Origin of the sequence: Ideonella sp., assembly GCF_044358605.1 — a bacterium.
Lineage (GTDB): Bacteria > Pseudomonadota > Gammaproteobacteria > Burkholderiales > Burkholderiaceae_C > Ideonella.
The window spans coordinates 24,397-34,725 of the sequence record NZ_JBIKNQ010000059.1 but is presented as its reverse complement, the minus strand read 5'-3'; the positions used below and the strand labels follow the sequence as shown (position 1 = coordinate 34,725).

Sequence of the window (10,329 nt, the reverse complement as noted above, 5' to 3'; positions counted from 1 at the left end):
TCGGGCTCGATTTCCCGCATCACGAAACGCACTCAACTCAGACTTTAAGTCGGGCGCCAAAGCTGCATGATCAAGGCGGTTTTTCAGCAGCCTGCTAGGGGTCTGCAGCTTAGGGGGAAAGGTCGGTCAATTCGCCCTTTTGGTAGCTTCAGTGCTTTGGGTTAGAATCTGCGGGTTTGGTCCATCCAAGACTATTTGTTTGGGCCACTCAAGCACGACACGGGTCGGTTTCACTCGTGATCGCAAGTCGAAACAGGGGACCGCAGCGCAGTTCAATGGCGGCGGGGACCCATTCATAAAGGAAATCGCCATGACCATGGCTGCACCCAAGAAGGCCGAGATTGTTCAGGCCCACGCCCGCGGCGCTGCTGACACGGGTTCCCCCGAAGTCCAAGTGGCACTGCTGACTGCTCGCATCAACGAGCTGACTCCCCACTTCAAGCTGCACCTCAAGGACCACCACGGTCGTCGCGGTCTGCTGAAGATGGTTAACCAGCGTAAGCGTCTGCTGTCCTACCTCAAGGGCAAGGATGCCGACCGCTACACCGCTTTGATCCAAAAGTTGGGTCTGCGCAAGTAATTCTGCGCACATGGAAAAGAGCCTGTCTGGAGGATTCGCCAGTACAGGCTCTTTGTCTTTTCTTTTGTCGTTTTGGAGCAGATTGCCACGGGGCATTGCTGTGTCATTCCAAAGGTTTATCGCCGCGATGCACCTCTGGAATGGCATCCCGCCCGCAGCCGTCTGATCCCGGTTTTGACGCCGCCGATACCGCGCGTCCTCTTCACCGAAAGTGATCTATGAGCATGTTCAACAAAGTCACCAAGACCTTCCAGTGGGGCCCTCATCAGGTCACCATGGAAACGGGCGAAATCGCTCGCCAATCTACCGGCGCTGTGCTGGTCAATATCGAAGACACGGTGGTTTTGGCCACGGTGGTGGCCAAGTCTGATGCTAAAGCGGGCCAAGACTTCTTCCCGCTGACTGTCGACTACATCGAGAAGACCTATGCCGCAGGCAAGATCCCCGGCAGCTTCTTCAAGCGTGAAGGCCGCCCCAGCGAGCTGGAAACTCTGACCAGCCGTTTGATCGACCGCCCCATCCGCCCGCTGTTCCCCGAAGGCTTCTTCAATGAAGTGCAAGTCGTGGTGCACGTGCTGAGTTTGAACCCTGAAGTTCAGGCCGACATCGCCGCCATGATTGCCACCAGCGCCGCTTTGTCGGTGTCGGGCATTCCCTTCAATGGCCCGATTGGCGCGGCCCGCGTGGCCTATATCAATGGCGAGTATGTGCTGAACCCGGGCAAGACCCAGTTGGCTGACTCCCAGATGGACTTGGTGGTGGCTGGCACCGAAGCCGCCGTGCTGATGGTGGAATCGGAAGCCAATCAGCTGTCTGAAGAAGTCATGCTGGGCGCCGTGGTCTTCGGTCACGACCAAGGCAAGATCGCGATCAACGCCATTCATGAGTTGGTGCGTGATGCCGGCAAGCCCACTTGGAACTGGCAGGCACCCGCCAAGGATGAGCCTTTCATCGCCAAGGTCACTGCTTTGGCTGAGCCCGCTCTGCGCGCCGCCTACCAAATCCGCTCCAAGCAAGCTCGTACGCAAGCCTGCCGTGAGGCCTACGCCAGCGTCAAGGCTGCATTGACTGCTGAAGGCGCTGCCTTTGACGGCGTGGAAGTTGAAGGCCTGCTGTTTGAGATCGAAGCCCGCATCGTGCGCAGCCAGATCTTGGCCGGTGAGCCTCGCATCGACGGCCGCGACACCCGCACCGTGCGCGCCATCGAGATCCGCAACAGCGTGCTGCCCCGTGTTCACGGCTCAGCCCTGTTCACCCGTGGCGAAACCCAGGCCTTGGTGGCTGCCACCTTGGGCACTGACCGCGATGCCCAGAAGATTGACGCGCTGGCCGGTGAGTTCAGCGAGTCCTTCATGCTGCACTACAACATGCCTCCGTTCGCCACCGGCGAAACCGGTCGCGTGGGCTCGCCCAAGCGCCGCGAAATTGGCCACGGCCGTTTGGCCAAGCGTGCCTTGGTGGCTGTGTTGCCGAATAAGGAAGACTTCCCTTACTCGATGCGCGTGGTCTCCGAGATCACCGAGTCGAATGGCTCGTCCTCGATGGCTTCTGTCTGTGGCGGTTGCTTGGCTTTGATGGACGCTGGCGTGCCCCTGAAGGCGCACGTGGCCGGTATCGCCATGGGCCTGATCAAGGATGCCAACCGCTTTGCCGTGTTGACCGACATCTTGGGTGACGAAGATCACCTGGGCGACATGGACTTCAAGGTGGCCGGTACCACAGTGGGTATCACGGCGTTGCAGATGGACATCAAGATCCAAGGCATCACCAAGGAAATCATGCAGGTGGCACTGGCTCAGGCCAAGGAAGCCCGCATGCACATCTTGGGCAAGATGGTGGAAGCCATGGGCGAGTCGAAGACGGAAGTCTCGCAGTTCGCTCCGCGCCTCTACACCATGAAGATCAACCCCGAGAAGATCCGTGATGTGATCGGCAAGGGCGGCGCCACCATCCGTGCGCTGACCGAAGAAACCGGCACCCAGATCAACATCGAGGAAGACGGCACCATCACCATCGCCTCGACCGATGGCGACAAGGCCGCCTATGCCAAGAAGCGCATCGAAGAGATCACTGCAGAAGCCGAAATCGGCAAGGTCTATGAAGGTCCGGTCACCAAGATCTTGGACTTCGGCGCCCTGATCAACATCCTGCCTGGCAAGGACGGTTTGCTGCACATCAGCCAGATCGCCCACCAGCGCGTCGAGAAGGTCACCGACTTCCTGACCGAAGGTCAGATCGTCAAGGTCAAGGTCTTGGAGACCGACGAAAAGGGTCGCATCAAGCTGTCCTTGAAGGCCTTGTTGGAGCGCCCTGAAGGCATGGAAGAAGACACTCGCAGCGAGCGTCCTCGTCGCGAATACGGTGATCGTGGCGATCGCGGTGGGCGTGGCGACCGTGGTGATCGTCCTCGTCGTGAGCGCGCTGAACAGGCGCCCCGTGAGGCCGATGCTGGCGGCGACCAAGGCGAACAGCAGCAACAACAGCAGCAGTAAATCTGGAGTCTCCGCTGATGCGTGCCATTGCTATCTCACAACCGGGTGGACCTGAGGTTCTGGTGGAATGCCAGCGCCCTGATCCTGTCGCGGGTGCCGGAGAAGTCTTGGTGCGTGTCGCGGCCTCCGGCGTGAATCGTCCGGACGTGCTGCAGCGCAAGGGCGCCTATCCTCCTCCAGCGGGCGCTTCTGACCTGCCTGGTCTGGAGATTGCCGGCGTGGTGGTGTCGGGTGACGATCAAGCGATGGCGGCTGCAGGCTTGGCCGTAGGTGACCGCATCTGCGCCCTGGTGGCAGGCGGCGGTTATGCCGAGCTTTGCGTGGCGCCCGTGGCGCAGTGTCTGCCTGTGCCTCGAGGCCTTTCAGATGTTGAGGCCGCGTCGCTGCCGGAGACCTTTTTTACCGTGTGGTCCAACGTCTTTGTCCGCGGTGGACTGCAGGCTGGCGAAACGCTATTGGTGCAAGGCGGTGCCAGTGGCATCGGTGTCACGGCCATTCAGCTGGCCAAGGCCTGGGGTGCTCGCGTCCTCGTGACGGCAGGTTCGGATGACAAGTGCCAAGCCTGCCTGGCTTTGGGGGCAGACCATGCCATCAACTACCGTTCTGCCGATTTTGCGGCAGAGGTATTGCGCCTCACGGAAGGCCGTGGTGCGGACGTGATCTTGGACATGGTCGCGGGCGACTATGTGGCTCGCGAGGTGTCGTGTTTGGCGGATGATGGCCGTTTGGTCATCATCGCGGTGCAAGGCGGTGTGCGTGCAGAGTTCAACGCTGGCGACGTTCTCCGGCGGCGCCTCACCATCACGGGTTCAACCCTCAGGCCGCGGCCAGTGAGCTTTAAGGCGGCGATTGCTGTCGCCCTGCGTGAGAAGGTGTGGCCATGGATTGAAGCCGGTCGCATCAAACCGGTGATTGAGCGCACCTTCCCGGCCGAGCAGGCCTCAGCTGCTCATGCCCTGATGGAAGCCAGCCAGCACGTGGGCAAGATCGTCTTGCAGTGGTGAAACAACAGAGAATTGAGGAAGAGAACATGCGACGCAAACTCGTGGTCGGGAACTGGAAGATGCACGGCAGCCGCGCAGCCAATGCTGAACTGCTGACCGGAATCAGCCAAGCCCGGCCCTTCGATTGCGATGTGGCGGTGTGCGTGCCCTATCCGTATTTGGGCGACACGGCAGTCACTTTGTCTGCCAGTGAGTTGCGGTGGGGTGCGCAAGATTGCTCGGCCCACGAACAAGGCGCCCACACAGGTGAGGTCTCGGTCGGGATGTTGGCGGAGTTTGGCTGCCGCTACGTGATCGTCGGGCATTCAGAACGCCGCGCCTATCATGCGGAGAGCGACCAACTGGTGGCCGACAAAGCGAAGGCAGCGCTAGCTCGGGGCATCACACCCATCGTGTGCGTGGGTGAAACACTGGCGCAGCGTGAGGCGGGTGAGACGGAAACAGTGGTCAAGCGCCAGCTCTCTGCTGTGATCCACACCTTGGGTCATTGCGTGGGTGAGATGGTTGTGGCTTACGAGCCCGTCTGGGCCATTGGCACCGGGCGCACTGCGACCCCGGAACAGGCACAAGCGGTGCACGCCCTGTTGCGTGCGCAGTTGCAAGCAGCCACGCCCAAGGCTGAATCCATGGTGCTGTTGTACGGTGGTAGCGTGAAGCCCGACAACGCCCCCAGCTTATTCGGGCAAAAAGACATTGATGGTGGCTTGATTGGTGGGGCGGCTCTTAAGGCCGCCGACTTCGTGGCGATCTGCCGCGCAGCCAAGTAAGCGAATACTGATTTACTGGAGTTTGAGAGCATGCAAGTTTGGTCGAGTTTATTGGTCGTGGTCCAAATGTTGGCCGCGATTGCCATGATTGTTCTGGTGCTGATTCAGCACGGCAAGGGCGCTGATATGGGCGCCTCATTCGGCAGTGGTGCATCAGGCAGTCTCTTTGGGGCCACGGGGAGTGCAAACTTCCTTTCGCGCTTCACAGCGGTTTGCGCAGCCATCTTTTTTGCCTCGACGTTGGGCCTGGCTTTGTTGTCTAACAAGGCCAACACCAACGCTGCGGCGGAATCAGGCAGTGTGCTGGAGCGTGCGGTACCAGCCAGCAGCGCTGCTCCGACCGTGCCACAGATTCCTTCAGCAGCGCCTGCGCCAGTTGTGCCGGCCAGTGCTGCAGCGGCCAGCGCAACACGCTGACGCGAATCACTCGCACAAACCCTAGGAAATGTGCGATTTTCAGGCTAGAATTTGAGGCTACTCAGCAAGCAAAACCTCAAGCGAGCAAGAGTAGCTTGACAGACGGATCTGCGAACCCTTGGGTTTTCGAAATGTCTGTTTGGCCGACGTGGTGAAATTGGTAGACACGCTATCTTGAGGGGGTAGTGGCGAAAGCTGTGCGAGTTCGAGTCTCGCCGTCGGCACCAGTCAATATCAGCAAAATCGTCATCCGGCACTTTGCTGAGCGCCCTGAGACATGAGGGATGCGAAGGGGGCGCGCTAAGTCAGTGGTTCACGGCAGTGGGCTATGAATGGCGCGCTTTTTTTATGGCCGGATGAGTTTTTGTCATCGCTGGAACACTGACCATGGATCTGCAAGCCTACCTCCCCGTGATCCTCTTCATTCTGGTCGGTGTCGGTGTCGGCATCGTGCCTCAGGTCTTGGGCTACTTGATGGGCCCAAATCGGCCTGATGCAGCCAAAAACTCCCCTTACGAATGCGGCTTCGAGGCCTTTGAAGACGCGCGCATGAAATTCGATGTGCGCTACTACCTCGTCGCCATTTTGTTCATCCTCTTCGACTTGGAAATTGCTTTCCTGTTTCCTTGGGCTGTTTCGCTCCAAGACATCGGGGCGTCAGGTTTCTGGGCGATGATGGTTTTCTTGGCCATTCTGGTGGTGGGCTTTGCCTACGAGTGGAAGAAGGGCGCACTGGACTGGGAGTGAAGACTCCTGAGTTTGAGTGGGTGCCACCTGGCATCGGCTTTTCGAATCCCGCGCTGAATTGGGCGCATCAGGAAAGAAGGCATACGCAATGGGTATTGAAGGCGTTCTGAAAGAGGGTTTTGTCACGACTTCGGTCGACACCCTCATCAATTGGTCGAAGACGGGCTCTCTGTGGCCCATGACCTTTGGTTTGGCTTGCTGCGCCGTGGAGATGATCCACGCGGGCGCGGCGCGGTACGACATTGACCGTTTCGGCATGTTGTTCCGGCCCAGTCCGCGTCAGTCTGACCTGATGATCGTGGCGGGCACCTTGTGCAACAAGATGGCTCCTGCGCTGCGTAAGGTGTATGACCAAATGGCTGAACCCCGTTGGGTAATGTCCATGGGTTCGTGCGCCAATGGTGGAGGCTATTACCACTACAGCTACTCCGTGGTCCGTGGTTGCGATCGCATCGTTCCGGTGGACGTCTATGTCCCGGGCTGCCCCCCCACGGCAGAAGCTTTGCTCTACGGCATCTTGCAGTTGCAAGCCAAGATCCGGCGCGAAAACACCATCGCTCGCTGAGGCAACAGACTCATGACCCAACGACTTGACCAACTCCAAGCGGCCTTGCAAGAGGTGCTCGGAGAGCGCATTCGAGATTTCAAGCGCGAGCGCGGTGAAATTACCATCACGGTGGCGGCGGCTGATCTGACGGAAGTAGCGACAACACTGCGCGATCATCCCAAGCTGAAGTTCGAGCAACTTATTGACCTCTGCGGCGTGGACATGTCCACCTACAAAGATCAGCCTTGGGACGGCCTGCGCTTTTGCGTCGTCTCCCACCTGCTCTCGGTGAGTTTGAACTGGCGTGTTCGCCTCAAGGTGTTTGCGCCCAACGACGACCTCCCGGTCGTGCCCGCCGTGACCCCCATTTGGAATGCCGCCAACTGGTTTGAGCGTGAAGCCTTTGACTTCTACGGCATCATTTTTGAAGGCCACCAAGACCTGCGTCGCATCTTGACGGACTACGGCTTCATTGGTCACCCGATGCGCAAAGACTTCCCGGTGTCGGGTCATGTCGAAATGCGCTACGACGCCGAACAGCGCCGTGTGGTCTACCAGCCTGTGTCGATTGAGCCTCGCGAAATCACGCCCCGCGTGATCCGAGAAGACAACTACGGCGGCCTGCACTAAAGGTTATCAGCCATGGCAGAAATTAAGAACTACACGCTGAACTTCGGTCCTCAGCACCCGGCCGCCCACGGTGTGCTGCGCTTGGTGCTGGAGTTGGACGGTGAGGTCATTCAACGCGCTGACCCTCACATCGGTCTGTTGCATCGGGCCACCGAGAAGTTGGCCGAGCAAAAGACCTACATCCAGTCGCTGCCCTATATGGACCGGCTGGATTACGTCTCGATGATGTGCAACGAGCATGCTTACTGCTTGGCCATCGAAAAGCTGTTGGGCATTGAGGTGCCGGAGCGTGCGCAGTACATCCGCGTCATGTTCTCGGAGATCACACGTCTGCTGAACCATTTGCTGTGGCTGGGTTGCCATGGCTTGGACTGCGGCGCGATGAACATCTGTATCTACTGCTTCCGCGAGCGTGAAGACCTCTTCGATATGTACGAAGCAGTGTCTGGTGCGCGGATGCATGCGGCCTATTTCCGTCCGGGCGGCGTCTATCGCGACTTGCCGGACAGCATGCCGCAGTACAAGGTCAGCCGCATCAAGAACGAGCGCGCCATCAAGCAGCTCAACGAGAACCGTCAAGGCTCGCTGCTCGACTTCATCGAAGACTTCACCAAGCGCTTCCCCAAGCTGGTGGATGAGTACGAAACCCTGCTCACTGACAACCGCATTTGGAAGCAGCGCACGGTGGGCATTGGCGTCGTCACGCCTGAGCGTGCATTGAATCTCGGCTTCACCGGCGCCATGCTGCGCGGCTCAGGCATCGAGTGGGACTTGCGCAAGACCCAGCCCTACGATGTCTACGCCAAGATGGACTTTGACGTGCCTGTGGGCGTGGGTGGTGACACCTACGACCGCTACTTGGTGCGAATCGAAGAAATGCGCCAATCGAATCGCATCATCCAGCAATGTGTGGAATGGTTGCGCAAGAACCCCGGCCCGGTCATCACCGACAACCACAAGGTCGCGCCGCCCTCACGCGTGCAGATGAAGACCTCGATGGAGGAGCTGATCCACCACTTCAAGCTCTTCTCCGAAGGCTTCCATGTGCCGGAAGGCGAGGCCTATGCCGCCGTCGAGCACCCCAAGGGTGAGTTCGGCATCTACCTGATGAGCGACGGTGCCAACAAGCCCTATCGCTTGAAGATTCGCGCCCCAGGCTTCGCCCATCTGGCAGCTCTGGATGAAATGGCCCGTGGCCACATGATCGCCGACGCTGTCGCGGTCATCGGCACCATGGACATTGTGTTTGGTGAGATCGATCGATGACTGCAGCTCAAACCACCGCTGTGAAGCTCAGTGACGCGACCCTGGCCCGCTTTGCCAAGGAAGTCGCCAAGTACCCCAAGGAACAGGCGCAATCCGCCGTGATGGCTTGTCTGTCCATCGTCCAGCAAGAGCAGGGCTGGGTGTCTACTGACGCTGAGGCTCAGATTGCTGAGTATTTGGGCATGCCCGCCATGGCGGTGCATGAAGTCACAACCTTCTACAACATGTACAACCAGCACCCGACTGGCAAGTACAAGTTGAATGTTTGCACGAACCTGCCTTGCCAATTGCGTAATGGGCAACAAGCCCTGGAGCACCTGTGCAAGAAGCTCGGTGTGGAAGACGGCGGCACGACCGCTGACGGCCTGTTCACCGTGGCCAAGTGCGAGTGCCTGGGCGCTTGCGCCGATGCGCCGGTGATGCTGGTCAACGACCGCCAGATGCTGAGCTACATGAGCCATGACAAGCTCGACGAGATGGTCGAGCTGATCAAGGCTTCTGAATCCGGAAAGGCGGTGTGAGCATGGCCCTCGATCTTTCCCGCTTCGAGACTAAAGGTGAGCACACCTGTTTCCACGGCCGCCATATCGGCGCGCAGATCTATGCCGAGCTGAACGGCAGCAACTGGCATTTGGCAGATTACCAGGCGCGTGGCGGCTACCAAGCCCTGCGCAAGATCTTGGGCGTCGATGGCACTGAGCCCATGACCCAAGACCAGGTCATCGCTGAGGTCAAGGCGTCTGGCCTGCGTGGTCGAGGTGGTGCGGGCTTCCCAACGGGTTTGAAGTGGAGCTTCATGCCCCGCGCCTTCCCGGGCCAGAAGTACCTCGTTTGCAACTCAGACGAAGGCGAGCCGGGCACCTGCAAAGACCGCGACATCCTGCAATACAACCCGCACAGCGTGATCGAGGGCATGGCCATTGCAGCCTTCGCCATGGGCATCACCGTGGGCTACAACTACATCCACGGCGAGATCTTCGGCACCTACGAGCGCTTTGAGGCGGCCCTGGAAGAAGCGCGTGCTGCAGGTCTGCTGGGCAACAACATCCTGGGCAGCAACTTCAGCTTCCAACTCCATGCTCACCATGGCTTTGGTGCTTACATCTGCGGTGAAGAAACTGCCTTGCTGGAGTCGCTGGAAGGCAAGAAGGGCCAGCCCCGCTTCAAGCCGCCGTTCCCAGCCAGCTTCGGCTTGTATGGTCGTCCGACCACCATCAATAACACCGAAACCTTTGCGGCGGTGCCCTGGATCATCCGCAACGGCGGCCAAGCTTACCTAGAGTGCGGCAAGCCCAACAACGGCGGCACCAAGATCTTCTCGATGGTGGGAGACGTTGAGCGTCCTGGCAACTATGAAGTTCCCATGGGCACACCGTTCTCCACTCTGCTGGAGTTGGCGGGTGGCGTGAAGGGCGGCAAGAAGCTGAAGGCCGTCATTCCTGGCGGCTCATCAGCGCCTGTGCTGCCGGCTGCCGTGATGATGGACTGCACCATGGACTATGACTCCATCGCCAAGGCGGGCTCCATGTTGGGCTCTGGCGCCGTCATCGTCATGGATGAGACGCGTTGCATGGTCAAGAGCCTGCTGCGCTTGTCCTATTTCTACGCCCACGAATCCTGCGGTCAGTGCACGCCCTGCCGCGAAGGCACAGGTTGGTTGCACCGCCTGGTCAGCCGCATCGAGCACGGCGAAGGCCGCATGGAAGATTTGGCCTTGCTGGACAACGTCGCCGAAAACATCATGGGCCGCACGATCTGTGCCTTGGGTGATGCAGCGGCCATGCCTGTGCGCGGCATGCTCAAGCACTTCCGCGATGAATTCGTCCATCACGTCGAGCACAAGACCTGCGTGGTCCCTGCCTACGTCTAAAAAGCGGAC

The 10,329-nt window shown here is 59.3% G+C and carries 11 protein-coding genes and 1 tRNA gene; all 12 read left to right on the top strand.

Features of this window, described 5'->3' with window-relative positions:
* Positions 1-316: 316 nt before the first annotated feature.
* Positions 317-580 (top strand): 30S ribosomal protein S15, encoded by a 264-nt coding sequence (rpsO, locus tag ACIQ3Q_RS18355; protein ID WP_396270633.1) that lies wholly within the window; start codon positions 317-319, stop codon positions 578-580.
* Between the two features lie 218 nt (positions 581-798).
* A complete protein-coding gene (gene pnp / locus ACIQ3Q_RS18350) occupies positions 799-3,072 on the top strand; it encodes a polyribonucleotide nucleotidyltransferase (protein WP_396270632.1) in 2,274 nt (757 codons plus the stop codon).
* A gap of 17 nt (positions 3,073-3,089) precedes the next feature.
* Positions 3,090-4,076, top strand: coding sequence for an NAD(P)H-quinone oxidoreductase (locus ACIQ3Q_RS18345; RefSeq protein WP_396270631.1), 987 nt, complete (start codon positions 3,090-3,092; stop codon positions 4,074-4,076).
* Positions 4,077-4,102: 26 nt separating this feature from the next.
* Entirely contained in the window at positions 4,103-4,843 is a 741-nt protein-coding gene (gene tpiA / locus ACIQ3Q_RS18340; protein ID WP_396270630.1) for a triose-phosphate isomerase, read from the top strand.
* 30 nt (positions 4,844-4,873) lie between these two features.
* Entirely contained in the window at positions 4,874-5,260 is a 387-nt protein-coding gene (gene secG / locus ACIQ3Q_RS18335) for a preprotein translocase subunit SecG (protein ID WP_396270629.1), read from the top strand.
* 142 nt (positions 5,261-5,402) lie between these two features.
* Positions 5,403-5,487 (top strand) — tRNA-Leu (locus ACIQ3Q_RS18330).
* Between the two features lie 160 nt (positions 5,488-5,647).
* The gene (locus tag ACIQ3Q_RS18325) at positions 5,648-6,007 is read left to right on the top strand and encodes an NADH-quinone oxidoreductase subunit A (protein WP_396270628.1); all 360 of its coding nucleotides are present in this window, start codon (positions 5,648-5,650) and stop codon (positions 6,005-6,007) included.
* 88 nt (positions 6,008-6,095) lie between these two features.
* Entirely contained in the window at positions 6,096-6,572 is a 477-nt protein-coding gene (locus tag ACIQ3Q_RS18320) for an NADH-quinone oxidoreductase subunit B family protein (RefSeq protein WP_210810164.1), read from the top strand.
* 12 nt (positions 6,573-6,584) lie between these two features.
* The gene (locus ACIQ3Q_RS18315; protein ID WP_396270626.1) at positions 6,585-7,184 is read left to right on the top strand and encodes an NADH-quinone oxidoreductase subunit C; all 600 of its coding nucleotides are present in this window, start codon (positions 6,585-6,587) and stop codon (positions 7,182-7,184) included.
* Between the two features lie 12 nt (positions 7,185-7,196).
* Positions 7,197-8,450: an NADH-quinone oxidoreductase subunit D gene (locus tag ACIQ3Q_RS18310; RefSeq protein ID WP_396270623.1), complete on the top strand. Its 1,254-nt coding sequence runs from the start codon at positions 7,197-7,199 to the stop codon at positions 8,448-8,450.
* On the top strand, positions 8,447-8,971 hold the full coding sequence (nuoE, locus tag ACIQ3Q_RS18305) for an NADH-quinone oxidoreductase subunit NuoE (RefSeq protein WP_396270622.1): 525 nt from the start codon (positions 8,447-8,449) through the stop codon (positions 8,969-8,971). The genes ACIQ3Q_RS18310 and nuoE overlap by 4 nt, the downstream gene beginning before the upstream one ends.
* Before the next feature lie 2 nt (positions 8,972-8,973).
* Positions 8,974-10,320, top strand: coding sequence for an NADH-quinone oxidoreductase subunit NuoF (gene nuoF, locus ACIQ3Q_RS18300; RefSeq protein ID WP_396270621.1), 1,347 nt, complete (start codon positions 8,974-8,976; stop codon positions 10,318-10,320).
* Positions 10,321-10,329 lie beyond the last annotated feature (9 nt).

Excerpts from the sequence above, each read along its gene's own strand:
- rpsO (WP_396270633.1), top strand. The coding sequence starts at position 317 with ATGGCTGCACCCAAGAAGGCCGAGATTGTTCAGGCCCACGCCCGCGGC.
- pnp (WP_396270632.1), top strand. The coding sequence starts at position 799 with ATGAGCATGTTCAACAAAGTCACCAAGACCTTCCAGTGGGGCCCTCAT.
- ACIQ3Q_RS18345 (WP_396270631.1), top strand. The coding sequence starts at position 3,090 with ATGCGTGCCATTGCTATCTCACAACCGGGTGGACCTGAGGTTCTGGTG.
- tpiA (WP_396270630.1), top strand. The coding sequence starts at position 4,103 with ATGCGACGCAAACTCGTGGTCGGGAACTGGAAGATGCACGGCAGCCGC.
- secG (WP_396270629.1), top strand. The coding sequence starts at position 4,874 with ATGCAAGTTTGGTCGAGTTTATTGGTCGTGGTCCAAATGTTGGCCGCG.
- ACIQ3Q_RS18325 (WP_396270628.1), top strand. The coding sequence starts at position 5,648 with ATGGATCTGCAAGCCTACCTCCCCGTGATCCTCTTCATTCTGGTCGGT.
- ACIQ3Q_RS18320 (WP_210810164.1), top strand. The coding sequence starts at position 6,096 with ATGGGTATTGAAGGCGTTCTGAAAGAGGGTTTTGTCACGACTTCGGTC.
- ACIQ3Q_RS18315 (WP_396270626.1), top strand. The coding sequence starts at position 6,585 with ATGACCCAACGACTTGACCAACTCCAAGCGGCCTTGCAAGAGGTGCTC.
- ACIQ3Q_RS18310 (WP_396270623.1), top strand. The coding sequence starts at position 7,197 with ATGGCAGAAATTAAGAACTACACGCTGAACTTCGGTCCTCAGCACCCG.
- nuoE (WP_396270622.1), top strand. The coding sequence starts at position 8,447 with ATGACTGCAGCTCAAACCACCGCTGTGAAGCTCAGTGACGCGACCCTG.
- nuoF (WP_396270621.1), top strand. The coding sequence starts at position 8,974 with ATGGCCCTCGATCTTTCCCGCTTCGAGACTAAAGGTGAGCACACCTGT.